The following is a 25,064-nucleotide window of genomic DNA, read 5'->3' on the forward strand; positions in this document are numbered from 1 at the left end:
ATTGAAAATTCTAAACTATTTAGAAGAAGTTATTTTATTTGCGGCATTTCTGATTATGACGATCATTGCATTCGGAAATGTCGTCTCACGAAATCTAGCGAATATCTCCCTTTCTTTTACTGAAGAGATTACCATTAATTTGTTTGTTTTGCTGACATTTGTCGGTACGGCTGTTGGTGTGCGTCGTTACGCACACCTTGGCTTTACCTTGATTTTTGACCACATGAATCCACTCTTCAAAAAATTACTTGTGCTATTTTCTACATTAATGGGTTTGGTGTTATTCGGTATTCTATTATGGTATGGCATTCAAATGGTCCTCTTCCAGATGGATATCGGACAAACCACGCCGGCATTGGGATGGCCGCAATGGGTTTTATCTTCCGCATTGCCGATCGGTGCCTTTTTATGTGTAGTACGAACCATACAAGTATGTGTCGAAGAACTTAGCTATTTGAGCACTAGTGGCCGGGAAGGAGATGAGGCTAAATGATGGCTTTAATGTTGTTTGGTTTGTTTTTCTTACTAGTTTTCTTGCGGGTTCCTATCGCCATATCTCTCGGAGTCTCTTCTATTGCTGTCTTGGTATATGCCAATGGCATCTTCGGTTTGGAAATGGTGACGGATATCATGTATACGAGTGTGGCGAAGTTCACGTTGCTCGCTATCCCATTCTTTATACTGGCTGGAGTGATTATGGAGCATGTCGGCATTTCTAAGCGCTTAATCGATTTTGCCCAGACGCTCGTCGGACACCGTAAGAGCGGCATCATCTTTGTAACCGTAATTGTGGCCATCTTCTTTGCCGCCATTTCAGGATCTGGCCCTGCGACGGTTGCTGCAATTGGTGGAATACTGATTCCGGCGATGGTGAAAAATGGCTATAAAAAAGAAACTGCAGGGGCGTTAGTCGCCAGTTCTGGAGCGATTGGAATTGTCATTCCGCCGAGTATTGCGTTTATCGTGTTCGCAGTTGTTGCGGGTGACCAGATTCCCGTTACAATCAACCGGCTCTTTATGGCTGGTGTCATTCCCGGCATTTTGATGGGAATTGCTTTTGTGATTGCAGCGATGATTGTACGTTACAGACAGGAAAAGAGCGGACAATTCATTATCCCCGGAGGGCTTGAAATCCGCAAAGCAACCGGAAAAGAACGTTGGACCGCTTTTCTGCACGCACTTCCTGGACTAATGATTCCAGTTATTATCTTAGGTGGTATTTACGGGGGCTTCTTTACTCCTACTGAAGCCGCGGTTGTCGCAGTGGTTTATGGATTGCTCGTCGGCATTTTTGTTAATCGCAAAAATGCTTTCAGCAGTATTTATAAAATCTTTATCGAAGCAGCATTGCAAACTGCAGTTGTAATGATCATTGTCAGTGCAGCCTCCGTTTTTGCGTATATTATTACCACTGAGCAGATTGCCCGTGACATTTCAGATGGAATTATGGGATTCACAAGTAATCCAATCATTATTCTGTTATTGGTAAATGTTCTACTTTTGATCGCCGGAGCATTTATCGATGCTATTTCAGCTTATTACATATTTATCCCGATTCTTCTGCCGATCATGCTTTTCCTGGAAGTGGATCCGACCGTATTCGGTGTATTTATGACTGTTAACTTAGCAATCGGGTTGTTTACACCGCCTGTTGGGCTCAACCTTTACGTAGCGGCTGGTATTTCGAAGACGAATATTGTTGAGATTTCAAGAGGGGTTGTGCCTTTCATCATAGCAGCAATAATCGTTCTGTTAATGGTTACTTATATTCCAGAATTATCAACATTCTTGCCAGATTTACTAAATGTGAAATAGGAGGAAGATTATATGAGATTGAAAAATGAAGTAGCCATCATTACTGGAGCAGCAAGTGGAATCGGACAGGCGGTATCGGCGCAAATGGCAAAAGAAGGCGCAAAAATTGTTTTAGTGGATTTGAATTCTTGTGAAAAAACAATTGACCTGTTAGGGGACGCTGAATACCTGGAATGTCTAGGTGACATCAGAGACCCCGAATTCGTAAAAGCAGTTGTAAACCGAACCATAGAAAAATTCGAGGAAATTCATATTCTGGTAAATAATGCTGGAACAGCCAGCCGACTAGATCTGGAAGATATGACGTTGGAAATGTGGGACCGCGATCTGGACACGAACCTGAAAGCTGCATTCCTGTTTACACAGGCAGTTGTTTATCCCTATATGAAAGAAGCCGAATACGGGCGCATTATCAACATCAGTTCCGTCTCTGGAATTAACGGCGGCGTCGTGTCCGGCGACGAGAAAAACGGCCGCTCCGGCCCTGCTTATGCCGCATCAAAAGGCGGAATTATTGCCCTGACCAAATGGGTGGCAAAAGAACTTGGGAAATACAACATTACGTGCAATTCAGTTGCACCCGGAGCAACTACCACGGCAATCACTGCCGGCGTTGCATATGATACAAGCAACCAGGTCATCGACCGGATGGGTGAACCCAATGATATTGCAAACGCTGTCTTGTATTTTGCTACAAAAGAAGCCGGTTACACCACTTCCCAAGTACTGAAAGTTGATGGAGGGATCAGCATTGGATAAAAATCGCATTCAGGCCGTGATAGGGGAGTCAGCATTGGATAAAAGTCGAATACAAGCCATAAATGATGAGACATCGCATCGGATTGCTGGACGGTTAATGAATGATGTCGATTTATTAGGAGGCATAAAAGAAGTTTGTGCCCATTTCAGTGTAGAATCAGCCCACTTTCAATGTTTCGGTTCCTTGAAGCATGCGACTTTTGTGCAGGCGGAGCGGGGAGAGAAGGAAGGTACTTTGCGGTATTCTGAAAAAGTGAAATCGAACTCTGCTGTTGAACTGCTATCAGGCTCAGGGTTCGTAGGTTTTGGTGAAGACGGGAAATTAGATGTGCATTTTCATGGAATGATGATTGATTGCGATAAGCAGCTGAATGGTGGCCATTTTTTAGATGGAGAAAATCCTGTAGCCGTAACGGTGGAGTTCATTATTTTTCCGTTAACCGGAATAGAATTGCAGCGCGGCCGAGATTCCCATTGGGGAATGCCTGTATTCCAGTTCAGAGAGAAGGAGTGAGGGTTTAATGGAAAATTTAGGACAGCTGGCGATTAAATCAGCAGATGCGTATCCTGAGAAAATAGCGGTCAAAGACGAGAGGCGTTCTTTTACCTATAAAGAGTTTATTGCCCGTTCCAAAGCGTTAGCGGCATATTTGAATAGTCGAGGCCTGAAAAAGGGCGATCGTATCGGAATCTTGATGTCCAACCGGCTGGAGCATATCGAGTTGGACATTGCCGTAGCTTTGGCTGGATTGGTCAAAGTGCCTTTGAATTACCGGCTTCATCCAAAAGAGCATAAGTTTATGATTGATGATGCAGAACTGAGCATACTGATTGGGGAACAAGGGTTGATTGATGCGATTGAAGTGAATGTGCCGGTCCTTTATATTGGTGAAGGATATGAAGAAATAGTAGCAAAATTTCTCGGCCGGACCTTCTCCGAAGAAGTTGGCGAGGATGATTTATTTGCGATCATGTATACCTCAGGAACCACTGGAAACCCGAAAGGCGTCATGCTTTCGCATCGAAACATTATTGCAGGTGCTTTGTCGTTGGCACAGGTCTGTGAAGTGGATTATGAAGACATTATCGGGCATGTAGCGCCGCTTACACATGGAGCGAACTTTTTGAGCCATGTCGCTTGGCTATATGGTTCAACTCAGATGGTTTACAATAAATTCGAACCTGAAGAGTTTTTGGATCATTTGGCGGAAGATAAGGTGTCGGTCTTATTTCTAGTGCCGACAATGGTCAATTTAATGATTCAGCATCCAAACTTCGATGCTTCTAAACTGGCAGCTGTTAAATCCATCAATATGGCGGGCTCTCCCATTGCGGCAAGCAAACTTCAAGAAGCAATTGATAAGGCGGGTACTATTTTTGTTGAAACTTATGGTCAAGTCGAAGCGCCGATGTGCATTACCATGATGCCGAGAAACGAAATTCAGCATCGCTTGGATTCCTGCGGACGCATTGGCATGTTCGTTGACGTGAAAATTGTCGATGGCGAGAACCAAGAAGTGGCCCATGGGGAAGTCGGCGAAATTATAGCCAAAGGTTCTTTAGTAATGAAGGGCTATTGGAATAATGAAAAAGCGACCTCGGAAACACTTCAGGACGGCTGGTTGTATACAGGTGACTTGGGAAGACGTGACGAAAAGGGATATGTTTATATTGTGGACCGCAAGAAGGATGTCATCATTTCTGGTGGTGTGAACATCTATCCCCGTGAAGTGGAAGAAGTGCTGAACCTTCATAAAGGAGTCAAAGAAACTTGTGTCATCGGTGTTTCTGATGATAAATGGGGAGAGTGCGTCGTCGCTTTTGTCGTACCGAATGGGAAAAAAGAGGTAACTGTAGAGAGCTTGATTGCCTTATGCAAAGAGAATTTAGCAAGCTTTAAAAAACCGAAAGAGATTTTCATTGTGGAAGAACTGCCAAAAAGCTCTTACGGAAAAATATTGAAACGCGAAATGAAACAACGGCATGTGGAGGTGACAAAATGACCAGCACATATATTCACGGCATTGGAATGACGAAGTTCGGAAGGCTTGAATCTTCTTTAAAAGAACTCTTGCTGGAAGCTTGCAACGAAGCTGTGAAAGATGCCGGAAATCCAAAAATTGATGCGGTATTTGTCGGCAATTTTATGGGGGGCAGCATTTCAAACCAGGAAATTCTGGGTGCCATCGTCGCAAATGAACTCGGCCTTGGTTACATCCCTTCCACTAAAGTGGAAGGCGCTTGTGCTTCAGGTGGAATAGCGTTCCGACAAGGGATTCTTGGCATCATGAGTGGCGAATACGACACCGTCTTGGTGGCGGGAGCTGAAAAGATGAAGCATGCATCCACTCCGGATGTTACTCAAGCGATCAACTCGGCGATGGATACGACCACGACTGAAAAAATGGCTGGCCTAACGTTCCCTGGATTTTTTGGCGTGTTAGCGAACCGGTATTTTTATGAAACAGGTGCTTCAAAAGAGCATTTGGCACGAGTGGCGCTAAAAAATCGGGAGAATGGCGTCAATAACCCACTTGCTCAGTTCCCCAAACATACGAGTTTGGAAGAGATTTTGTCAGCCCGGATGATCACTGATCCTTTAGGATTGTTTGATTGTTCTCCTATGACGGATGGGGCTGCTGCTGTGGTGATTTCGAAGAAGAAATCACCCATCGCTGTAAAGGCGAGTTCCCAAGTCTCAGGACCGACAAAAATGCAGGACGCAATTGATCTGCTGTCGATTCCGGCGATTGGAGAATCTGGCCGGCTGGCTTATGAAAAAGCTGGGTTGGGTCCGGAAGATATTGATGTTGTGGAAATTCATGACTGTTTTTCCATGACTGAAATAATTGCTACCGAAGAACTTGGATTCTTCAATCGTTTGGAAGGCTGGAAAGCGGTCGAAGAAGGACGCACAAAAGTGGATGGAGATAAACCCGTCAATACGAGCGGAGGACTCTTATCGCGTGGGCATCCAATCGGCGCTACCGGCTTGGCTCAAATTTATCAACTGGTCCGGCAGTTAAGAGGGAATGCGGCGAACCAGCTGGCGAAAAATCCACGATTGGCATTGGCTCAAAATTTAGGGGGCACCGGTTCCTATTCGACTGTCCATATCCTGGAGAGGGTGTAGAAGATGAAAATTTATTCTTGCTGTGAAAAAGACTCAATTTCTAAAAGATTCTACTGTCCAGAATGCAGGAGTTCTGAATTCGCAGAAAAGGAAGTCAGTGATGATGGAACTGTCTACAGCTACACCAAAATTCATATCGCTCCTGCTGAATTCGCTGATATAGCGCCATATAATGTTGTGTTAGTTGACCTAGATGAGGCAAATGCCAAAGTCACTACCCGGATGGAGGAAGATGTAGAAATTGGAGATAAGGTCACTTTTGACCGCCTTGAAAAAGGGGCATATATTTATAAGAAGGTCCCAGAACGGGTTCAACTGCATTAGTATAAACAAGCTGGACCCTTCCTCTAAACTGAACCCCAAATGGATCACTTTTAAAGTGTCTACCATTCGGGGTTCAAATCATAATAGGGATAGATCTCTTTTTACTGATTTATTAAAGTTGATTTGTGTTCACCTTAGGGCGCCGCTGAGCTTGTAAACAAGAGAATATTTGGATCATTGAGAGAATAGTTTTACCTTTCATCTTATATATACCGGATTCCGAGCTCAAGGCGGACGCGTACTGCAAGAGTCGCCACCTTGCGCTCCAACTCCTTGAGTATAAGGTTTATCCGGGTTGGTGGGACTTATTTTTGGAACTGATTAGCAGGCTTCCTTCTTTCTTTGATCAAAGCCAACCGCTCCCAACCGCGCTGGTCGAGAAGACTTTTGTGTAAGCAGTGATGCTCTGATCCTCCGGAAAGCGAAGTGGCTGGAGCGGTCGGGGGTTATAGACTCCTATTCATTTTGGCAAGGCTTTGTCTACAGTTTGAGCGCCGCTATATGCGGTGCTTTTTTTGTTGTTTTGTATTTCGGGTGGGGGTAATCAACTTCGATTGGTAGAGACAGGAGAAAATTTTAGAGTTAATGAATCAAAAAATAAAGGTGAAGCGCTGTTGGTAGAGTGTTTAAAATACCTTTAAAAAATAAAATAATTTAAATTTTCAAATTACATTGACTATTTGAAATACTTCGGCATATAATACTAATTAATATAACGTCATATGACGTTATAAATTTTGGAGGTGTTGGAATGAAACAGGAACAAGGTACAATTATTGAAGAAGTGGCAGGCGGAATCATCAGTGAAGTACAAGGAGCAGTCATGAAGTCGGAGCATGCGGCTCAAATTGCGAAGGTAGTGGAGGCGGTAAAAGCCCGTGACATTAAGAACGTTTACTTTGTTGCATGCGGCGGTTCCATGGCTTCCCTGTCGTTCGGCGAATACTTCATCAGCAAGGAAACGGAAATTCCGAGCTTTGTGTACACTGCCAATGAGTTTATCCACCGCAATCCGAAAGGCGTCGGGGAAAATACGCTGGTGATCCTGCGCTCCCATTCGGGAACCACTCCTGAAACGGTGGAAGCGGCGAGCTTCGCGCGTGAAAAAGGCGCATTGACTGTATCCATCTCAAAGGAAGCGGAATCTCCTTTATGCCAGGCCGCTGAACACATCGTTCACTACAACTACAAAGACGGTTCGGATGCCATCGACGGCGAAGTCGGCATTTTCTACACATTGATCTTTGAACTGTTGAACACATTGTCTCCAAACGAAAAATACCAGCGCGTCGTCAGCCAGCTGCCGAATGTCGGTGATCTCATTCAGAAAAATATCGAACAGTTTGCGGATGCTGCTAACGAGTTCGGCAAAAAGAACAAACGCGAAAAGATTATCTACACAATGGCCAGCGGCGCCTATATCCACCACGCCTACTCATTTACGAGCTGCTTGTTGATGGAAATGCTGTGGATCCATTCAAACGCCATCCATTCCGGAGAGTTCTTCCATGGACCTTTTGAAATCACGGATTACGATGTGCCGTTCCTGGTAGTAAAAGGCTCAGGAACAAGCCGTCCGCTGGATGAGCGCGCACTGGACTTCGTACAGAAATTCAGCGACAAAGTGGAAGTGGTCGACATCGAAACCTTGAATTATGAAGGTGTAGACGAAGACTTGCAAGAATACTTCGGCCCGGCGCTTACAGGATCGGTTCTTCGCCTGTATGCAGATGCACTGGCTGAACACACGGGCCATCCGTTGTCTGTCAGAAGATATATGTGGAAAATGGATTACTAAAAATAAACGGGGTTCAGGAGAAAGGGGATACGAAATGAAGAAGACATTGTGCTTTTCGATTTTGTTGCTTCTGCTTTCGACGTTATTAGCTGCATGTAATTCAGGTGGAGAACAAAGTGCCAATGCGGATGGGAAAGTCGAAATCGACTTTTTCCACAGATGGCCGAACGAACCAAGAAAATCTTTCTATGATGAAAAAATCAAAGAGTACATGGAGCAGAACCCGGATGTCCACATCAATGTGGACTATGTCTTGAATGATGCGTACAAAGAAAAGGTCCGTGTTTTGGTATCAAGCGACGAACTGCCTGACATTTTCACAGCATGGTCTGATTCATTCGCAGAAAATCTCGTTTCCTCTGAACGCATCATGCCATTGAATGACGTGATTCAAGAAGACGAGGAATGGTCATCGAAAATCATCGATTCCCAGTTTGGCGGTTTTACATTTGATGACACGACGTACGGCATTCCGTTTACAGTGGATGGCAAAGCGTTCTTCTATAACAAAGCGGTTTTTGAAGAAAACAACATCGAAATTCCAACGACTTATGACGAGCTGATTGCAGCGCTCGATAAGCTGCAAGCTGCAGGATTTGAACAGCCATTGGTTGAAGGGCTGACCAATACATGGGCAATTTCCCATTACCTCGGCACTATTTTCGAACGTGTCGTTGATCCGGCAGTGCTGGAAAAAGACTATAACTCGGAAACAGCCGAGTTCACGGATCCAGGCTATGTTCAGGGCCTTGAAATGTTCAATGAACTGACAAGCTATATGGGCGAAGTTTCCACTGCAATCGATCACGAAGCGGCGCGCAATATGTTCGCTGCCGGTGAAGTCCCGATATTGTATATGCAGTTTGCGGAGATCAAGATGGTCGAGGAAGCGGGCGATGTGGAATTCGGATTCTTTGACTTTCCGGAAGTTGAAGGCGGAAAAGGCGACCCAACCGCACTTACAGGCGCACCTGAAGGCTGGATGGTCAGCAAAAACGCACCAGAAGAAACCATCGATTTCCTGAAATTCCTGACTTCCGAAGAAACGGCTGCTGACTTCACGAAAACAGACGGGCAGTTGAATGCCATTGAAGGAGCGGTAACAGAAGAAAACGTCAACCCGGCAAGTTTAGAGGCATATGAACTGATCACTAATGCATCATCGACCGCGCCATGGTTTGATAATGCGGTCAACATCAATGTGGCAGACGTCTTTATGCGCGGCGGGCAAAGCTTGGCCACAGGGCAGACAACGCCTGAGGATATCTTGAAAGAAGCGCAGCAGGAAGCGGAAAACCAAAAATAGCAGCAATCCAGAACTGGATAAGTCCTAATGTTCTCATGAATATTAGGACTTATTAAAATGAAAGAAGGTGCACGTATGATTGCCAGAAGAAACCGGATGATCCCAGCCTTGTTCATATTGCCGAGCCTCTTGTTCTTGGGAATCTTCATCTATATTCCACTCGTCCAAAACTTCTATAACAGCTTTTTTGACTTTAGCGTCTTTTCTCCGACGAAAGAATATGTCGGGTTTTCAGCTTTCCAGCAGCTGCTTGGCGATAAAGTCGTAATGACTGCCTTGATTAACAACATCAAGTACGCCATAATCTCCGTTATTTTTCAGGTAGCATTCGCGTTGATTCTGGCCACGATCCTGGAAGACAAGCTCTTCCGACGGATAGCACCGATGCTTCGTGTCATCTATTTCATACCGGTTATGATTTCGATTTCGGTTATCGCCTTGCTGTTCAACTTTATCTACAATCCTCAAATGGGGCTGTTAAACAGCTTTTTGGAACTGGTCGGCTTGGGCAATCTGGCAGTGCCGTGGCTTGGAAATGCGACAACTTCCATTTATGCAGTCATCGCGATGTCTCAATGGCAGAGCATCGGCTTTATCACGATGCTGTTTATCGTAGCAATCCAGAAAATACCCAAAGAGCTGTATGAAGCGGCGAACATTGACGGCGCCGGAAAAATCCGGCAGTTTTTCAGCATCACCATTCCGCAAGTAAAAGAAGCCTTATTCGTCAACATGCTCATCACCATCACAGGATCCATGCTCGTTTTCAACGAACCGTACATACTGACCAACGGCGGTCCGGGAACGAGTTCGATGACCTTATCGGTGTATATGTACCAGCAGGGCTTTTTCAAAGACAATATGGGTTACGGGTCCGCTGTTGCCACGCTGATTTTCGTAGTCACTGCGATTTTCGCCCTGATCCAAATCAAGGTTTCAGGAACCGGAAAGGATGAATAGGATGACAAAAACAAATGAAAATATCAAATCCGACCTTCTCGCGCGTGACCAGGAGCGTACGAAAGAGCGCTCGGCAAAAGGCGTTAAAGCGGCTAGAAAAACCAGCCTGTCGACGAAAGTTTCGAAAAATATGATTCTGCTGGGTCTGCTGTTGTTTGCTTTTGTTATCCTTTACCCACTGTTTTGGATGGTGGTTTCTTCCTTAAAAAGTTATGATGAAATCTATAACAATGTATGGGGGCTGCCATCTGTCTGGCATTTCGAGAACTACGCGACGGCCTGGTCGATGGGGATTTCCGGATATTTCATCAACAGCCTTTTGGTAACTGTGGTGACTATCGTCCTCGTCGTCATCATTGGATCAATGGCAGCGTTTACGTTGTCCCGCTACAAATCGAGATGGATTGATGTGGCCCTGATATTCACCATCGGAGGCATCATGATGAACCCCCAGGTTGCGCTGATCCCACTTTTTGAAATGCTGACTTGGATGGATTTGATCAACACGCATTGGGCCTTGATCTTAACGTATGTGGCATATCGTCTGCCACTGACGATCATCCTGATCCGTGCGTTCTTCCTGAGTATCCCAAGGGAACTTGAAGAATCGGCCATCATTGACGGCTGCAGTGAGTTTGGCATTTACGCCCGCATCTACTTGCCGCTGTCGGTTCCCATCATTGTAACGACAATCGTGTTGACGGCTTACTTCGCCTGGAACGAGTTTATGTTTGCGACGGTGTTCATTGATTCGGACGTGCTGAAAACCATTCCGTCCGGCTTGATGAATTTCAGGGATGCACTCAGAACCGATTGGGGTGTGCTGCTTGCAGGAATGGTGATTGCGACCATCCCGATGGTCGTCCTGTTGATTTTCCTGCAGCGATATTTGGTCAGAGGGTTGTCGGAAGGATCTGTGAAAGGATAAGAGGAGGAATTTGGAATGAAGCTGATTGCGGTTGGAGATAATGTAGTGGATTGCTATTTGGATCAACAGAAATACTACCCGGGAGGCAATTGCGTCAATGTTGCCGTCAATGCGCGGAAAAATGGGGCTGAGGAGGCTGCATACATCGGCATCTTCGCAACCGATGAAAAAGCGCAGCACATCAAATATGCGCTGGAAAAAGAAGGCATCGACTTCGGGCTGTCCCGTACAGCGGAAGGGATCAGCGGCCAGCCGCGTGTTGCCCTGACGGATGAAGGCGACCGCGTGTTCATGAGTGGAGCGAAAAATTCAGTCCAACGCCGGTTCAAACTGCAGCTCATTGAAGAAGATCTGGATTTCATTGAAGCGTTCGATGTCTGCCACGTCAGCTGCTATTCTTCCATGGAAAGTGAACTGGAGAAGCTGGCGAAGGTCATTGACATCTCGTACGATTTCTCCAACCACCTGGAGCTGGACTATATCGAAAAGGTGGCGCCATTTATCCAATATGCTTTTTTCTCAGCGGCAGATTTGTCGGAAGAAGAGCTGAACTGGTTTGTCCAAAAGCTGAAAGGGTTCGGTTTTAAAGCAGCGGCTCTGACAAGGGGCAGCGAGCCGGCTTTGTTTATCAGTGATGAGAAGGTTTTTGAACAGAGATTACAGGAAATTGCGGTTGTCGACACGATGGGAGCAGGCGATAGTTTGATCGGCGGATTTCTGGTGAATTATATAAACGGCGAAAGCATGGAAAAAGCAATCGAAAAAGCTACAGCGTCCGCTGAAGTGACATGCGGATTTTATGGCGGGATCGGCTACCCGAAAGAATTCTAAAAATTTGTTTTCGAATTGCTCCTCATGTACAGTTAAATCACAGAATGATCGAATGTTAAGTATAGGGGGGAGCTTGAATCATGAATCAAAACAGCGTTGATACGGATAGTCCTGTATTGCTGTATGAGCAGATAAAGTCGGGCATCAAGGCATGGATCAAAACCAACAACCTGAAAGCGGGAGACAAGATTCCAAACGAATCCGAGCTGTGTGGAATTTTTGACGTCAGCCGCATCACCATACGCCGGGCCATTAAGGAACTGGGCGAAGAAGGCGTCATCGAAGTGATTCGCGGCAAAGGCACGTTTGTCCGGGCTTCTAAAAAAGACCTTCATCTTTTGAATCTGAAAGGCTTTACGGAAGGGCTGTCTACAGAGGAAAACAACATCGAAAAAGAGATTTTGCACAAGCGGATCATCACAGACGATGCTGAAGTCTCAAGAGCCTTTGCACATGAACAAACCGAATTCGTCGAACTCGTCCGCCTCGTCAAAGATGCGGAAGGGCCGTTCAGCATAGACTTTGCCTATTTGCCGGTGAATATATATCCCGGCATTTATGACCTGCTCGATGACAGTGTCTCTACTTTTGCATTGATCCGTGAAAAGTATAAGATCCCCTTCACAAAAGTGAAAAAAGAGATTGAATACGTCCACCCCCCAGCAGAGCTTTGCAAACACCTAGGAATTAATAAAACTTCACCCGTCATCCTGGTGAAGAAGATCATTTATTGCCCGGATGGGTCGCCCGTCCATTACTCCAAGTATTACATGGTCGGCGAACGGGTGAAATTCTATATTGAAGCTGATTATACCGAGTGACCGAATAGAGTCATCAAGTGATGAGCCAGTTAGAGCTTACATGAAAAACACCGCAGAAAATTTTCTGCGGTGTTTTTTCTATTCAATGGCTATGAATCTGGTTCTTTTGTTTCTTGTGCAGTCCATAAAAGAATGCCGCAATGGCCAAGGATGCGATAAAGGCACCGATTGTAATTTCATCTGGAAACAGGAACGACAAAATCAAAAAAACCACGCCGACAACTATCATCACAATCGACAACAGCAGATTTGCACTCATGGATTTTCCCTCCGTTCTATTCTGGATCTTCCTCACATGTTGACTCTTCTTTTTTTGAACAATAAAGAGCAGGACCAAAAATCTATGTCATAATAACATTATACATTAATTGAATTATTAGTAAATTGGAGGGGGAAGTGGGATGGAATCGAGAAAGAATGCTAAGGAAACCAGAGAACGCCTCAGACAAAATGAGTTGAAACGCAATCCTGGAGGCTCTGCGCGTGATGGATTTGATAACAGCGCCGGAAACGGCAACGTCACAGACATTGCGGGCGACATGGGTTGGAAAGGCATGGTCTTATTAATTCTTGTGCTATTTTTAGGCTATGTCATTTACCAATTCTTTTTTAATTAAAGAGGTCTTCAAGGAGGACGTAGCATGTTTTGGTTGAAAGTTGGATTGGGCATCATAATTTTATATGTATTGATTAGGTTGGTAAAGTTCTTTTTAAGAAAACTATTTAACATTGAGGAAGAAAAACGGGAGTGGTTTTCTTACAACCATATCAACAAGACTCATAAGAAAGTTGATTGGTTTATTAGAACTTTGGCGCTGGTGGCGCAGATGACGTTTTTATATTGGGTTATTTTTGAGGAGTATCCCATACTATTTTTTCTCGTGCCAATGTTTCTGGTGGTAATCGCGGACTTTAGCGTTAGGGCATTTTTTGAGTGGAAATACTCGGACAACCCCAAGCAGGCGATCCTGACAATTGGAGAAATGGTGGTTTTTGTAGCCATGCTGGCCGTAACCTTTCAGTTTGATTTGCTTAACCTAGGATATTAAAAGATCATTTATCGATAAGAATCGTGGAGGCGCTGGATGACAGCCTCTATGGTTCTATTTTTAGTATACCAAAATCTGCATTCCGTTTAGTTATCCGGTAGTCTCATTGGGTAAAGGTCCTCTCCATTTTCATCATAAAGCGTGATGTGCGGAAGGAAAGTGTTTTTCAGATTGCCGGGCAGCTTTTCATAGACTAAGAAGTTCTCTTCTTTTGGGAGAGTAAAAGTGAAGCTGAAATTCCGGTCATTGGACTCCGCTTTGATGTGATCAATTTCCAATCCTTGATTTTTGCCAGTTACTAATCCATATGTTCCTTTATTCGTTTTAAGATCACTAAAAGATACTAAATCTGTTCCCCATCCAGATTGGTTAATCTTGAATTTTCCGTTCCAGCCTTTGATCAAATGCGCGTAGCCGACATTGCGGTCGGGCGTTTCAAAAAACACAACATGGGAGCTTGTATCGTCTAACTGCACCATATCAAGCGTCGTAAACTCGAATTCGACATCTTCTCCTCTGCTTTGCCAATCTGTCAGCTCCTTATGAATAGCCGCTTCCTCATTTTGAATTACATATTGACTCATATAAAAGAACATACAGCCCAATCCGATAACCCCGAGCAGTAAAGCAGCGTACACTAGCTTTTTTGTCATCCTTTTATCCTCCAGCGTTTATTATTAAAAAACTATCGTGCAGACATCTGTTGCGATAAATAGTTGAAATCATTTTCTTTTAAAGCAGGAAGCTCTTTAGCGCTATGTAGCTTAGTTAACAGTGTTTGAACATATGTAGAAATGGCGAGCATATCATAGGGGAAATTAAAATCGAATTCTTCTTTGACTCTCAGTATGTCCATCACGTAAGAGCAATTGTATTTCATTCCGAGAAGATCATTGTTAAAACTTATCACATCCTCATAACTGGAATCTGACAGGTCAAAATCAGAGATTAAATAGATAGAAACTTTATTTCCATCTTGCGAGTTTGCTGGCCATCTTTCATCGATATATAACAAAAATGCTGCTTTGTCGGTATCACTCATTTCAATTTGGAAAAATTCAATTTCGTTCAATCTAAGCAGTCTTTTAAATCTGGTTTTTGATGTTGTCATCCTTTTCTCTCCTCCAATCTCCTCGAGTTCAAAATGCTTGTTGTTACTATACTAATAAATCCCAATAAAGTTTCATGATTTTACCAGTTCTCTCAATTTTAACGCTTTTTTTAAGATGAACTCAGTGGGGCTTCCATAGATAACCTTTCTAAAATTTAGCAGGCGTTGGATATTGCGATAGAAGTGAAAGATTCAATCTGGAGACGCGAAATCAAAACTAAAGTATCAATAAAACCGTTAATTCGCAGCCGAATTAGCGGTCTTATTGATGCTTTCATATCAAGCTTCCTAATTTAAATCGTGCCTTTTTAACAAATGAATGAACAGCCCTTTCAACTATAAAACGACCGCTGATTCAGTTGTTAGTTCTAGTTAAAAAGAAGAAGTTCTTTTGCAGTAATATATAATTGTAAATTAATTGTAAGAAAAGTGAATCTATTCGAAGCTTCATTCGTATTACTATTATGAACACATTTATCGTGCGAAACGTCGAAGATTTTTTAAAATTATAAGGGGGGAATTTTATGTGTTTTTCTAAAACAAGCGAACCCGTCTTTATGAAAAAAGCTGTCGGTATTCTGTATTTGATTTTCGCTATTTTATTGATTGTGGGTTGTTCAGCTAACGGTACCGCAGAGGGCACTGGAGCAGAAGCGGAAGAGACAGTCGATGAAAGTGAACAAGCGATCCGTGCTGTTATCGAAAAGGAATTCAATGGGCCGGACGAGAAATATAAAGAATTACTCGATACAGCTATGAAAGCTCAAATTTCAGACAAATATATGGATGATTATGAAGCCTATCTGGAATCACCTGAATATCAAGCACTAATGAGCTATGTGGAAGAAACTTATGCATCCTATTTTACAGAGAACGGGTACGATACTTTCATAAATACATCCGCTTTTATGTATGCTGGTTTTGATTCCGATTATGAATTAAACACTTCTGCTATTGACATCGCTCAAAGCGAAAACGAAAAAACGCTATACAATTTCACTTTCCAAGTAGAGTACAAGGATGAAAACGGTGAATCCAATCAATTCGATTTCGAAGGAAGTGCAATTGCCCCTGAAGAAGGGAAGATCGGGAAGATAGAATATTTGGATGGGTATGAGGACGGCCTGCTTGAAGAATTGAGAAGCAATGAATAGAAACAGTCTTTATGAACGCTGCCTTCGGGTGGCGTTTTTTTACGTTTAAAATAATCGATATGGAGGGGCTGCATAAGAAAAAATAGCACCCCGATCCGCAGATTTCAGGTTTGGAAACCTTGCGAATCGGAGTGCTATTGTATGGTTTAGAGTGCTAGTTAAGGGTTTTGCGTTATTTCGCAATGGCACGGTTGTTTTTGATAAACAAGGATCCGATCAAGCCAATAGCTGCAGCTGCCAACACCGCGTAGAACGCGTGATGGGTGCCGAAGGCCAGAAACTCAGCGGGATTGCCTGCGCCAAAGTCTGCAATGTAGTTTTCTTGGCCAGCTGTGAATAAGGTGATTGCGATTGCCGTACCTGCAGCTCCTGCCAATTGAGTTAGGGTATTCATAGCGGCTGAACCATCTGCGTACAACTCTGGCGGCAGTTGATTCATCGCGTGAGTCTGTGCGGGCATAATCGTCATGGAAATACCCAGGAACAAAATGCACAGAGCGGCAATAATTTGCCATACCGGAGTTGTCGCTGACAAAATCAGAAGGAAAACGACAGCTGCAACGGTTACGAGTGCAAAACCGGCACGGGTAAAGATGCGGGCGCCCACCCGGTCAAAGTTGGATCCAACGATCGGCGCCATGATGATGTTGATCAAGTTCGCCGGCAGCATCAACAAACCTGCGGCAATCGACGTATAAGCCAGTACACTCTTCAAGTAAATCGGAATCAGGATCGCCACCGAAAGAATGACGAACAAGGTCAAGAACATCAGCACAGTTCCAAGTGTGAACATCGGGTATTTGAAAACGCGCAAGTTGACCATTGGCTGCGGCATCTTCAGCTGGCGGCTGATGAACAGCAGCAAGGCGATCACACCTGCAAGCAATGGAGCCCAAACAGTCGGTTCGCTAAAGGCTGTTTCTGCCAAAGTCGCCAAGGAAAAGATGATTCCTCCAAAAGCGATCGTTGATAATAGGAGCGAGACGACGTCAATTTTCGGTTTGGTGATATCCGAGACGTTCTCGGTCTTTAACGCACCGATTAACAACAGGACATTTAACGCGACCATCATAAAGAAAATGTAATGCCAGCTGCTGGCATTGATGATCAATCCGCTTAACGTAGGTCCAAGAGCGGGACCTGCGGTGATGACCAACCCGACAATGCCCATCACCGAGCCGCGTTTTTGGATCGGGAAGATTAAGAGAATGACACTAAACATTAACGGCAGGAAGATGCCGGTTCCGATCGCTTGGACCAAACGGCCGACCAGCAAGAAAGAAAAACTCGGTGCCAGCGCGGCAAGCAATGCGCCGAGGGAAGAAATGAGCAATGCCGAAACAATCAGCTGGCGCGTCGTAAACCAGCGGACCAGGTAAGCTGACAACGGCACCAAGATGGCCAATACCAGTAAATAGCCGGTCGTTAGCCACTGGGCAGTCCCTGCGGTGATAGCGAAGTCTTCCATGATGTTGGTCAACGCCATGTTTAATGCAGTTTCACCAAATAACCCAATAAAAGAGCCAATCATTAAAATAGCGGCCATCGTTTTTGGTCTTTTTACTTGTACATGAGATTTCATAACGCAACTTCTTTCTATCTATAGTTTTAGATTCTATTTGCTACTATAGCAAAAATTCTTTTAAAAACTCAATATAATTCGAAGGGCTGGAAGAGAGGCCCGCCACAGCTTTGACATATTATCTGCGAATAAAAGCTTATAAATTGCATGTGAAAATACGCACAATATGTTGTCGGGAATGAAAACGCTTAGAACAGATCCTTTAGAAGAGAATCTAGTTTGGAAATCGTCGGAATAACCAGCTGCAGCAAGGGTTAGCGCCATTTCTAAGGGGTGTGCTACCACTTTTCGAAAAATCTCAATAGTTTTATTGGGAAATAAAGCAAAAAAAACACAAAAGATTTAATTGAAAAATAAAAATTTCTAAATGTCAGCGTTGAATAAGAACGAAAAAAACACAAACGACTTTGCAGAGTCGTTTGTGCTTTTTAAGTCAGGGTGCGTTTCCGAAGACTCAGCAAAACTTGTGTGGCAACAGCAAGAACCGGCAATTCAAGCAAAGGGCCGATCACTAACGTTAAGGCAATAAGCGGCTGATTGGGAAATGCGGTCAGCGCGATGGCCAGTGCGATAGGAGAGTTTCTCGCCAGTGTCGTGAGATTCAGACTGGCTGTGTCTTCATAAGAAAACTTCATAAGTCCTCCCGCCTTTTGGCCGACAATGAAATTTATCACGAAAAACAGCAGGATAGGCACAAGAAGGTGCCACAGCAAGTCCAGGTTATTCAGCAGCAGATCGCCTTGGGAAGCGAACATGGCCGCGATGGCCAAGCTAAGAAACACGACTGGCAGCGCACTCCATTTGGCTGTTGAAGGCCAAGTCCGGTTTTTAGCGAGCACTTTTGTAGCAATTGCCAACAATAAAGGAAGGAGCAGCACAGCAACAACGCTTTCCAGCAAAAACGAAAGCTCAATCACGCCCGCAGTACCTCCGAACAGCAGGAGGTAGAACGGCAATAGAATAATTTGCAGAATCAAGTTCACGGGCAGGATCGCCGTCGACAACGCCAAGTTGCCTTTAGCGATTCCGGTGAAGACCAAATACCAGTCTGTGCACGGCGTCACCAGCAGCATGATAAAGCCGATATAAAGAGCTGGCTGGTCTCCCAGAAACAGCGAAGCCAAGAACCAGGCAAGAAGCGGCGTCCACACAAAATTCATCAGCAGCGTCACCGAAGAAAATCGGATATTGCCAAAAGCTTGCTTCGCCTTTTGGAGCGGAATCTGCAAAAAGGTCAGATAGAGCATCACTAGGAGGAGTGGAATAATAACGTGTTCGGCGTTTGTCCGGATTGCTTCGATTTGTCCGGCGCCGATTCCGATAACGGCCGCCAGCAAAATTAGCACTGTATATAGTTTTTCAAATAAGCTCATATGCAGTTCACCTGACCTAACCGAAATGTTATGTGTTTTTAATCGTAGCATGGCCGGTGAATACTGAAAAACCAGCGCTAAAATGAACTTGCAAAAAATTGTTTACTCATTTGTTGCATAGATAGATACTGAACTTCAAGAATAACATTTATGGGCATTTTTGGTATAATGGAGAGTGGAAATAATAACTTTATTCTTAAGATGGACGAAATTCACGGGGTGGCATGGATGAAGTGTACTAAGATGCTGAACTGGTCAGAAGGTTTTTGGTGAATGTAACTTAATACGAATTCATTCGTATTAATTAAGAAGAAGGAAAGTTTTCAGCATAGGGCTTTTGCTTACTTGATCACAAAATGTCTTATGTTTTGTAGAGTGACCTACATAAATCAAAATAGAACAGGGAGAAGGAGGAATTGAATGCTCAACTGGATAGACGTAACACTCACAGTTTTGTTTTTTATTGTGGTGGTCTTTCTCTTTTCACTTTTGAAAAAGAAAATGACGAGGTGATGCAGCTTGTATTTAATAGTTTTACGGTCAGTCTTGCTGGTACTGGCGCTATCTTCAGGTATTGGGTGTATCGTATTGAACATCTACTTGTTCAATAATCCAGGCACTGAAAATGCTCAATTTTTAACGCGCCTTTCCTATGGTCTGCTGATGATTCCGATCCCGATAGCATTGGGGCTGGACAAGTTAAGAAATTCGAAGCGTAAAAGCGATAAAAGGAATACGTATCGATCTGATTAGCAAGAGGGGAAAGAAATCTCTTAGAAACCAGCATTACTAAACAGAACCGGAGGCGATTCCAGTGTTTAACGAAAATCCGAAGTGCTCATTGTGCAACAGGGAAATTGAAGGGGGCGAGGTCGTGCATGTAAAGATGCGGTACCCCAAAAGAAAAGGATTTACAGAAATTAAAGCTTATCTAAAAAATGAAGGCCGGTTTACTTGCACCGAATGCGTTGAAAAGAATCAGTCTTGAAGGTTTGAAGCAAATACGCCTAATGTAAAAGCAGCGAGGGATCAGTCTTCGCTGTTTTTACTTTTGTTCTTTTTCGCCGATCAGCTGAAAATGCAAACTCAGCTATTGCATTTTTTAAAAAAGAGCGTATCATCACTAATTGGATAAAGAATATCCATAATGGATATTAAAAGTAGAAGAAAGAGGTGTTCACGATGCAATTGACCAAAGGGGTAGAGCAAGCCTTATGCATTATCGTCTTGCTTGCCACACAGGAAAGCAGCGCGCCACTCGCTTCAGATGAAATCAGCAAGCGCTTGGGCGTATCGCCTTCCTATATGAAAAAGATTATTAGAAAATTGGTCGTCCAGGGGATTGCCGTGTCGGTTTCAGGGAATAACGGCGGTGTTTCGCTTGCGAAACCCGCAGCGGATATTACCATGCTTGATGTGATTGAAGCGATGGAAGGGCCGATTCAGATGTATCCGGATACGGGGTTGATCGGACTCGCGTTTCATGACAAGCAATACACCGAAAAAGGGCAGGAGCTTCTCCGCAGCGTCTTTTCGCAAGGAGACCGCTTGCTGATCGAGTATTTTTCTAAAGTAACAGCAGCAGATCTGTTGAAAGAAGGATTAGGCACGTCGAATTTGCCGACTTTAAACTGGAATCGGGAAACCTTAAGCGACGTAATAGACAAAGAACGGGATGATGACAAGTGAACATGCTGAAACGGGAATGGAAGCAGCTGTTTTCCAAACCTCTTTTACTCGGAACGATGATCGTCATGATGTTCATTCCTATTATTTATGGTGGATTTTTCCTTGGTTCGTCGTGGGATCCTTATGGAAAAACCGATCAATTGCCAGTGGCAGTCGTTAACGAAGATGCAGCCGTAGAGTATGAAGGCAAGACCTTTGCTGTCGGTGACGAACTGGTCGGCAACCTGAAAGAAAACGACACGCTTGACTGGCATTTTACAGATGCCAAAGAAGCACAGCGAGGAATGAACGATGGCGACTATTTCATGGTATTGACCATTCCGGAAAATTTCTCGGCAAATGCGGCATCTGTCATGGACGACAAGCCAAAAGCCATGAATTTGCAGTATGAAACCAACCCCGGCCGCGGTTTTTTCATTGAAGCGGTCAGCAAGCAGGCGACGACGAGCATCAAAGAAGAAATAGCGGAAAACGTCACGAAAGAATACGTAAAAGCGGTTTTTACGCAAATTAAAACACTAGGAGACGGTATCGGAAAAGCCGCAGACGGCGCAGAACAGCTGGATGCAGGAACGGTAGAGCTGCAGGACGGCAACACCGACCTAACGGCAGGGCTGCTCGAACTGTCAGAAGGCACTTTGACTTTCCAGGAAGGCGCCGAACAATTGGAAATTGGCGTTGGCCAGTTTGCGAGCGGTGCTACCGCGTTGCAGGAAGGGGCAGAAGGGCTGAACAAAGGGATTTTTGACTATACGGAAGGGGTAGGGAAACTGCAGAGCGGAGTCAATGGACTTGCTGCAGGGACAGCGGAATTGAACGACAAAGGATCCACGCTCGTTCGAGGTTCCGAAAAACTGGCTGAAGGTCTTGGATCTCTTGGGCCGGGAGCGGAGCAGTTGAGTGAGGGGCTTTCGGAAACTCAGCAAGGCAGTGCACAGCTGGATGAGGGACTTCATGAACTGCAAGCGCAAACGAGCGGACTAGTGGACAGTTCTTCAGGCATTCAGCAACTGGTTTCCGGCCAAGCGGCGCTGAGCGAAGGCCTTGGCGAACTAAAGACCGGAAGTTCGGCATTGCAAGAAGGTCTGGATGCATTGGATAGCGGCCTGCCCGCTGCCGATCAAATCGACAGCTTGCAGCAGGGGCTCGCAGGCATTCAAGCAAGCCTCAGCCAATTAAACGGCGCTGTTGCTGCGAGCAATGTGCAGGATGCATCAGCGCTGCAGGCCAATTTGGCTGCGGCGCAGCAAGGAGTGGAGGAATTGCAGGCAGCATCTTCCGGCTCGGCAGTTGAAGCGCTGCAAGCATCACCAGCCTTTGGCAGTCTGACCGAAGAGCAGCAGGCAGAGCTGACAGCTGCAGTATCCGGCAGTACCCAAGAACAAGCAGCGATGCAGCAGGCCGCTGTTGAAACGCTTGAAGCGAACCTCGCTGCAGTATCCGCCGATTTGAATGACCAACTGATTCCCGCATTTCAGTCGCTTGGTTCATTGCCGGCACAGATCGCGGAATTGAACAGCGCTGTGGAGCAAGTAAATCCTCAAGCGGTTCAGGCACTCGACGGATATGGAGCGGTCCATAGTGCACTTACAGATCAGCTGATCCCGGGTGCATCCTCTCTTGCAGCAGGTGCAGAGGCAACCATGCAAGGCAGTGGCAAACTGCTGGCAGGAGCGGAAAAAGCTACGGAAAATCTTCCTAAGCTGGCGGAAGCCGTCGACCGTTTAGCGCAAGGCAGTTCGTCGTTGAACGAAGGCGTATCGTCGCTTGCTTCCGGTTCGGAAGGACTTGTTGAAGGTGCGAGCGCCTTGCAGCAAGGCTCCTTGGAATTAGAGCAAGGAACTGCTGCTTATGCGGCCGGAGTATCAGAAGCGGCACAAGGAGCCGGTCAGCTTCAACAGGGAGCCGATGGGCTGGCTGCCAACTCGGCAGCGCTGAATTCCGGTTCCGGCGAATTAGCGGATGGGGCCAATCGGCTGGCGGAAGGAGTTCCGGCGCTTTCCGGCGGGGCAGTGGACCTTGCGGATGGTGCAGCCGGCCTTCGTGGTGGAGCAGATCAGCTGGAAGAAGGTTCGGGTGAACTCGGGGACGGCCTCGGCAAACTTTCAGAAGGGTCATCTGAACTTGCTGACAGCTTGGCGGAAGGAGCAGAAGACGTAAACGGCACGCAACTGGCGGATGCCAACATCGACTTGCTTGCTGCTCCGGCAACCGCGACCGAGAGCCAGCGCAGCGAAGTGCCGAACTACGGCCATGCACTGGCACCGTATATTTTGTCGCTTGGTCTTTTTGTTGGGGCTTTATCATTCAACCTGGTATTCCCGATCAATGCACCGGCAGGACGCCCGACATCAGGCACAGCCTGGTGGCTCAGCAAATTCTCACTCGGCTTTGTCCAGGCAACGGCCGCTGCACTCATTGTCGACGCCATCATGCTGTTCGGCTTCCACCTTCAAGTGGAGCATATCGGAGAGTTTATCGCGGTCTCGGTCATCACTTCGCTCACCTATATGTTCCTGATCATGTTCCTGGGGATGACGTTTGGAAATCCGGGCCGGTTTGTGGCGATGATCCTGCTCGTTCTCCAATTGGGGGCAAGCGGCGGCATGTTCCCGGTAGAGCTGACCAATGGATTTTTCCAGACTGTGCATGATTTTGTTCCGATGAGCTATGCGCTGCTCGGCTTTCGGGAATCGATGTCTTCGGCATATGGGATAGACACATTTGTGATGAGCATCTGCGTGCTCGGTGCATTTTTCGTTGTCTTCAATGTACTGCTGTGGCTGGTGCTTTGTCTCAGAAGCAGAAAAGCATTCAGGCTGGCGGAAGAAAACTAACAGAAAAGCCTCTCTCAACTGTCAGCTTACATGACAGTTGAGAGAGGCTTTTGGTTTGCCAATAACTAATATCAAAGTTAATTGAGTCAAAGGTTAATCTGCAATTTCCTCATCTTTCCACATAGCAATCGAATTGAGGAGCAGAATGTAAAATGGATAACACAACATTCCACCCATTGCCAAAAGGCCGATCACAGGGTTTGGGTCGTCTCCTCCATAGGTTATAGGGAAAAGGAAAGCAAATGCAAAAACGAAAAGAACAAAATAAGGGAGCCACAAAATTGCGGCTATCAAGTTCGCTTTTCTCTGATCCAACCACTTTTGGGTTAGGGAATAAATCAGCATTGTCCCCCCGATAAATGCAGCAAGTAGAACTATACTGGTCAAGATATTCACCGTACCAATACTCCATTCTGTCAGTCTGCTGATGCGGTAAACATTCAACATCAGTTCGAATGGAATAAATACGATGAGAGCATACAGCATACTGATTATATTCAACTTGAAGAAATATTTCATTTTAATCAGCTCCCAAAAGCGTTTATCTCTGCTTACTGAACTTTATCGTTCGGTCAAAGTCAAACCGCTACGTCATGATAGGGACGAGTATCCATTCGATGCCCCACGTGATGGCATACAATAAAACGGTCACAATCAATCCACCGGCTACAAAGTAACAAACCAACTTTAAAATATCTAAAATCGCTCCGGCCATGTCATCTGCAAAGTTTTTCATATCTGGAGAATGCACCTCCTGTAATTATTTGAAGCGGCAAGTTGAAGTCATCAGTTTGAATGGATATTAGTAAATAATGGGATTATTAGTAACTATAATTTCCATAATACCATTCTTCATTTTAAAAAATAGCCCATTGGCCAATTCTCTTTTATCTCACACAAATTAGGGTATTTGGAAGATAGAAGAAAAGATTTGTTCTGGAGGTTACTAAATGCCGAAATGCCAAAATTGTGGACATAGATGGAGTTTGAAAGATACATGCAAAATCGCATTTAAATACAGGGGAACTAGCGGGAGAACGTGTTCGCGCTGCGGAGATAAACAGTACATATCTAAAAAGTCTTTGAATCGGATTGGCATCGCGGCGATAGTGAGCTTAGTCCTTACCGTGGTCGTCCGTCCCTTGCTGCCTCAGGACTTTGGAACTTCGCTGCTGCTGGCTGTTCCGTTGGCTGTTGGATTGATAGTGGCCAATCTCTCTTTAGTCGAATTGTCTAATGTGCAGCAGGGAGAAACATGAGGTCAAGCTGTTTTTAAAAGAAGCGAAGGAGGTGTTCTGGTGATTGCCAAGCTGAAAATCGTCTTTTCATTTTTTCTGTTGGCCGGCGTCGTTCTTTTGTTGGCTGGAGTCGATGAAACCTTCAATCTGTAAAACTTGCCTTATATTTTGATCGCTGCCAGTCTTATAGGCTTGATCCCGTTATTGCTGCTGACCAACAAGGAAAGCAGCTTGTTGTGCAGAATCGGACTGCATAAATACAAGCGCATTAGCCAAGACAGCGAAGTCCCGGCGTTATATGTCTACACATGCGAAAGGTGCGGCAAGCAGAAAAAGGCAGCCTCGGTTGTTTAGTG

General features: G+C 45.1%; 27 protein-coding genes. 20 read left to right on the forward strand and 7 right to left on the reverse strand.

The genetic code is table 11. The features are described from left to right. Position 1: 1 nt before the first annotated feature. The 13 genes from QOZ98_RS11120 (at position 2) to QOZ98_RS11180 (ending at position 12,675) form a co-directional block, all read left to right on the forward strand. Positions 2-493 carry a TRAP transporter small permease gene (locus tag QOZ98_RS11120; protein ID WP_308787514.1) on the forward strand — a complete coding sequence of 164 codons (492 nt, stop codon included), beginning with the start codon at positions 2-4 and terminating at the stop codon, positions 491-493. Next, positions 490-1,815: a TRAP transporter large permease gene (locus QOZ98_RS11125; protein ID WP_308787515.1), complete on the forward strand. Its 1,326-nt coding sequence runs from the start codon at positions 490-492 to the stop codon at positions 1,813-1,815. Before QOZ98_RS11120 ends, QOZ98_RS11125 begins: the two co-directional genes overlap by 4 nt. Positions 1,816-1,827: 12 nt before the next feature. After that, positions 1,828-2,574: an SDR family NAD(P)-dependent oxidoreductase gene (locus QOZ98_RS11130; RefSeq protein WP_308787516.1), complete on the forward strand. Its 747-nt coding sequence runs from the start codon at positions 1,828-1,830 to the stop codon at positions 2,572-2,574. Then, positions 2,567-3,088, forward strand: coding sequence for a DNA-binding protein (locus QOZ98_RS11135; RefSeq protein WP_308787517.1), 522 nt, complete (start codon positions 2,567-2,569; stop codon positions 3,086-3,088). Before QOZ98_RS11130 ends, QOZ98_RS11135 begins: the two co-directional genes overlap by 8 nt. Before the next feature lie 7 nt (positions 3,089-3,095). Next, the gene (locus QOZ98_RS11140; protein WP_308787518.1) at positions 3,096-4,577 is read left to right on the forward strand and encodes a class I adenylate-forming enzyme family protein; all 1,482 of its coding nucleotides are present in this window, start codon (positions 3,096-3,098) and stop codon (positions 4,575-4,577) included. Continuing rightward, the gene (locus tag QOZ98_RS11145; protein WP_308787519.1) at positions 4,574-5,707 is read left to right on the forward strand and encodes a thiolase C-terminal domain-containing protein; all 1,134 of its coding nucleotides are present in this window, start codon (positions 4,574-4,576) and stop codon (positions 5,705-5,707) included. Before QOZ98_RS11140 ends, QOZ98_RS11145 begins: the two co-directional genes overlap by 4 nt. A 3-nt stretch (positions 5,708-5,710) precedes the next feature. Continuing rightward, positions 5,711-6,031, forward strand: a complete 321-nt coding sequence (locus QOZ98_RS11150; RefSeq protein WP_308787520.1) for a Zn-ribbon domain-containing OB-fold protein — start codon at positions 5,711-5,713, stop codon at positions 6,029-6,031. Positions 6,032-6,782: 751 nt separating this feature from the next. Beyond that, on the forward strand, positions 6,783-7,829 hold the full coding sequence (locus QOZ98_RS11155) for an SIS domain-containing protein (RefSeq protein ID WP_308787521.1): 1,047 nt from the start codon (positions 6,783-6,785) through the stop codon (positions 7,827-7,829). A gap of 34 nt (positions 7,830-7,863) precedes the next feature. Continuing rightward, positions 7,864-9,135, forward strand: a complete 1,272-nt coding sequence (locus QOZ98_RS11160) for an ABC transporter substrate-binding protein (RefSeq protein WP_308787522.1) — start codon at positions 7,864-7,866, stop codon at positions 9,133-9,135. A 57-nt stretch (positions 9,136-9,192) separates the two neighbouring features. Beyond that, a complete protein-coding gene (locus tag QOZ98_RS11165) occupies positions 9,193-10,095 on the forward strand; it encodes a carbohydrate ABC transporter permease (RefSeq protein ID WP_308787523.1) in 903 nt (300 codons plus the stop codon). Between the two features lies 1 nt (position 10,096). Next, positions 10,097-11,023, forward strand: a complete 927-nt coding sequence (locus QOZ98_RS11170) for a carbohydrate ABC transporter permease (protein WP_308787524.1) — start codon at positions 10,097-10,099, stop codon at positions 11,021-11,023. A 15-nt stretch (positions 11,024-11,038) separates the two neighbouring features. After that, positions 11,039-11,854 (forward strand): PfkB family carbohydrate kinase, encoded by an 816-nt coding sequence (locus QOZ98_RS11175; protein ID WP_308787525.1) that lies wholly within the window; start codon positions 11,039-11,041, stop codon positions 11,852-11,854. A gap of 80 nt (positions 11,855-11,934) precedes the next feature. Continuing rightward, the gene (locus QOZ98_RS11180; RefSeq protein ID WP_308787526.1) at positions 11,935-12,675 is read left to right on the forward strand and encodes a GntR family transcriptional regulator; all 741 of its coding nucleotides are present in this window, start codon (positions 11,935-11,937) and stop codon (positions 12,673-12,675) included. A gap of 82 nt (positions 12,676-12,757) precedes the next feature. Here QOZ98_RS11180 and QOZ98_RS11185 read toward each other — a convergent pair whose 3' ends face one another. Beyond that, on the reverse strand, positions 12,758-12,934 hold the full coding sequence (locus tag QOZ98_RS11185) for a hypothetical protein (protein WP_308787527.1): 177 nt from the start codon (positions 12,932-12,934) through the stop codon (positions 12,758-12,760). A gap of 142 nt (positions 12,935-13,076) precedes the next feature. Here QOZ98_RS11185 and QOZ98_RS11190 point away from each other — a divergent pair, with 142 nt between their 5' ends. Further along, positions 13,077-13,292, forward strand: coding sequence for a DUF6366 family protein (locus QOZ98_RS11190; protein WP_308787528.1), 216 nt, complete (start codon positions 13,077-13,079; stop codon positions 13,290-13,292). A 24-nt stretch (positions 13,293-13,316) separates the two neighbouring features. Continuing rightward, entirely contained in the window at positions 13,317-13,724 is a 408-nt protein-coding gene (locus QOZ98_RS11195) for a DUF4181 domain-containing protein (RefSeq protein ID WP_308787529.1), read from the forward strand. Between the two features lie 86 nt (positions 13,725-13,810). Here the strand turns inward: QOZ98_RS11195 and QOZ98_RS11200 are convergent, their stop codons facing one another. Further along, a complete protein-coding gene (locus tag QOZ98_RS11200; protein WP_308787530.1) occupies positions 13,811-14,377 on the reverse strand; it encodes a hypothetical protein in 567 nt (188 codons plus the stop codon). A gap of 32 nt (positions 14,378-14,409) precedes the next feature. Further along, positions 14,410-14,766: a hypothetical protein gene (locus QOZ98_RS11205; RefSeq protein ID WP_407676709.1), complete on the reverse strand. Its 357-nt coding sequence runs from the start codon at positions 14,764-14,766 to the stop codon at positions 14,410-14,412. Between the two features lie 593 nt (positions 14,767-15,359). Here QOZ98_RS11205 and QOZ98_RS11210 point away from each other — a divergent pair. Then, entirely contained in the window at positions 15,360-15,989 is a 630-nt protein-coding gene (locus tag QOZ98_RS11210; RefSeq protein ID WP_308787531.1) for a hypothetical protein, read from the forward strand. Between the two features lie 172 nt (positions 15,990-16,161). Here QOZ98_RS11210 and QOZ98_RS11215 read toward each other — a convergent pair whose 3' ends face one another. Both QOZ98_RS11215 and QOZ98_RS11220 read right to left on the reverse strand, forming a co-directional pair. Beyond that, positions 16,162-17,571, reverse strand: a complete 1,410-nt coding sequence (locus tag QOZ98_RS11215; protein ID WP_308787532.1) for a DHA2 family efflux MFS transporter permease subunit — start codon at positions 17,569-17,571, stop codon at positions 16,162-16,164. Positions 17,572-17,999: 428 nt separating this feature from the next. Next, the gene (locus QOZ98_RS11220; RefSeq protein ID WP_308787533.1) at positions 18,000-18,944 is read right to left on the reverse strand and encodes an arsenic resistance protein; all 945 of its coding nucleotides are present in this window, start codon (positions 18,942-18,944) and stop codon (positions 18,000-18,002) included. 416 nt (positions 18,945-19,360) lie between these two features. Between QOZ98_RS11220 and QOZ98_RS11225 the strand changes: the two genes are divergently transcribed. The 3 genes from QOZ98_RS11225 to QOZ98_RS11240 all read left to right on the forward strand — a co-directional run bounded on the left by QOZ98_RS11225 (position 19,361) and on the right by QOZ98_RS11240 (position 23,470). Next, the gene (locus QOZ98_RS11225) at positions 19,361-19,555 is read left to right on the forward strand and encodes a hypothetical protein (protein WP_308787534.1); all 195 of its coding nucleotides are present in this window, start codon (positions 19,361-19,363) and stop codon (positions 19,553-19,555) included. 571 nt (positions 19,556-20,126) lie between these two features. After that, positions 20,127-20,633 (forward strand): RrF2 family transcriptional regulator, encoded by a 507-nt coding sequence (locus QOZ98_RS11235; RefSeq protein WP_308787535.1) that lies wholly within the window; start codon positions 20,127-20,129, stop codon positions 20,631-20,633. A 2-nt stretch (positions 20,634-20,635) separates the two neighbouring features. After that, positions 20,636-23,470, forward strand: a complete 2,835-nt coding sequence (locus QOZ98_RS11240; RefSeq protein WP_308787626.1) for a YhgE/Pip domain-containing protein — start codon at positions 20,636-20,638, stop codon at positions 23,468-23,470. Positions 23,471-23,563: 93 nt separating this feature from the next. On the opposite strand, the gene QOZ98_RS11245 is transcribed toward QOZ98_RS11240, so the two are convergent. Further along, on the reverse strand, positions 23,564-23,989 hold the full coding sequence (locus QOZ98_RS11245) for a hypothetical protein (protein ID WP_308787536.1): 426 nt from the start codon (positions 23,987-23,989) through the stop codon (positions 23,564-23,566). A 67-nt stretch (positions 23,990-24,056) separates the two neighbouring features. Beyond that, positions 24,057-24,206 (reverse strand): hypothetical protein, encoded by a 150-nt coding sequence (locus QOZ98_RS11250; RefSeq protein WP_308787537.1) that lies wholly within the window; start codon positions 24,204-24,206, stop codon positions 24,057-24,059. Positions 24,207-24,420: 214 nt separating this feature from the next. Here QOZ98_RS11250 and QOZ98_RS11255 point away from each other — a divergent pair, with 214 nt between their 5' ends. Next, positions 24,421-24,729 (forward strand): TIGR04104 family putative zinc finger protein, encoded by a 309-nt coding sequence (locus tag QOZ98_RS11255; RefSeq protein ID WP_308787538.1) that lies wholly within the window; start codon positions 24,421-24,423, stop codon positions 24,727-24,729. Positions 24,730-25,064 lie beyond the last annotated feature (335 nt).

This window comes from Planomicrobium stackebrandtii, from assembly GCF_030814955.1.
GTDB lineage: Bacteria > Bacillota > Bacilli > Bacillales_A > Planococcaceae > Planococcus > Planococcus stackebrandtii.

Bases quoted from the DNA above. Each gene is read 5' to 3' on its own strand.
- QOZ98_RS11220 (WP_308787533.1), bottom strand. From the start codon at position 18,944: ATGAGCTTATTTGAAAAACTATATACAGTGCTAATTTTGCTGGCGGCC.
- QOZ98_RS11190 (WP_308787528.1), top strand. From the start codon at position 13,077: ATGGAATCGAGAAAGAATGCTAAGGAAACCAGAGAACGCCTCAGACAA.
- QOZ98_RS11250 (WP_308787537.1), bottom strand. From the start codon at position 24,206: ATGAAAAACTTTGCAGATGACATGGCCGGAGCGATTTTAGATATTTTA.
- QOZ98_RS11215 (WP_308787532.1), bottom strand. From the start codon at position 17,571: ATGAAATCTCATGTACAAGTAAAAAGACCAAAAACGATGGCCGCTATT.
- QOZ98_RS11180 (WP_308787526.1), top strand. From the start codon at position 11,935: ATGAATCAAAACAGCGTTGATACGGATAGTCCTGTATTGCTGTATGAG.
- QOZ98_RS11145 (WP_308787519.1), top strand. From the start codon at position 4,574: ATGACCAGCACATATATTCACGGCATTGGAATGACGAAGTTCGGAAGG.
- QOZ98_RS11170 (WP_308787524.1), top strand. From the start codon at position 10,097: ATGACAAAAACAAATGAAAATATCAAATCCGACCTTCTCGCGCGTGAC.
- QOZ98_RS11125 (WP_308787515.1), top strand. From the start codon at position 490: ATGATGGCTTTAATGTTGTTTGGTTTGTTTTTCTTACTAGTTTTCTTG.
- QOZ98_RS11130 (WP_308787516.1), top strand. From the start codon at position 1,828: ATGAGATTGAAAAATGAAGTAGCCATCATTACTGGAGCAGCAAGTGGA.
- QOZ98_RS11175 (WP_308787525.1), top strand. From the start codon at position 11,039: ATGAAGCTGATTGCGGTTGGAGATAATGTAGTGGATTGCTATTTGGAT.
- QOZ98_RS11235 (WP_308787535.1), top strand. From the start codon at position 20,127: ATGCAATTGACCAAAGGGGTAGAGCAAGCCTTATGCATTATCGTCTTG.
- QOZ98_RS11150 (WP_308787520.1), top strand. From the start codon at position 5,711: ATGAAAATTTATTCTTGCTGTGAAAAAGACTCAATTTCTAAAAGATTC.
- QOZ98_RS11245 (WP_308787536.1), bottom strand. From the start codon at position 23,989: ATGAAATATTTCTTCAAGTTGAATATAATCAGTATGCTGTATGCTCTC.
- QOZ98_RS11210 (WP_308787531.1), top strand. From the start codon at position 15,360: ATGTGTTTTTCTAAAACAAGCGAACCCGTCTTTATGAAAAAAGCTGTC.
- QOZ98_RS11240 (WP_308787626.1), top strand. From the start codon at position 20,636: ATGCTGAAACGGGAATGGAAGCAGCTGTTTTCCAAACCTCTTTTACTC.
- QOZ98_RS11160 (WP_308787522.1), top strand. From the start codon at position 7,864: ATGAAGAAGACATTGTGCTTTTCGATTTTGTTGCTTCTGCTTTCGACG.
- QOZ98_RS11155 (WP_308787521.1), top strand. From the start codon at position 6,783: ATGAAACAGGAACAAGGTACAATTATTGAAGAAGTGGCAGGCGGAATC.
- QOZ98_RS11255 (WP_308787538.1), top strand. From the start codon at position 24,421: ATGCCGAAATGCCAAAATTGTGGACATAGATGGAGTTTGAAAGATACA.
- QOZ98_RS11165 (WP_308787523.1), top strand. From the start codon at position 9,193: ATGAAAGAAGGTGCACGTATGATTGCCAGAAGAAACCGGATGATCCCA.
- QOZ98_RS11200 (WP_308787530.1), bottom strand. From the start codon at position 14,377: ATGACAAAAAAGCTAGTGTACGCTGCTTTACTGCTCGGGGTTATCGGA.
- QOZ98_RS11205 (WP_407676709.1), bottom strand. From the start codon at position 14,766: ATGAGTGATACCGACAAAGCAGCATTTTTGTTATATATCGATGAAAGA.
- QOZ98_RS11185 (WP_308787527.1), bottom strand. From the start codon at position 12,934: ATGAGTGCAAATCTGCTGTTGTCGATTGTGATGATAGTTGTCGGCGTG.
- QOZ98_RS11140 (WP_308787518.1), top strand. From the start codon at position 3,096: ATGGAAAATTTAGGACAGCTGGCGATTAAATCAGCAGATGCGTATCCT.
- QOZ98_RS11195 (WP_308787529.1), top strand. From the start codon at position 13,317: ATGTTTTGGTTGAAAGTTGGATTGGGCATCATAATTTTATATGTATTG.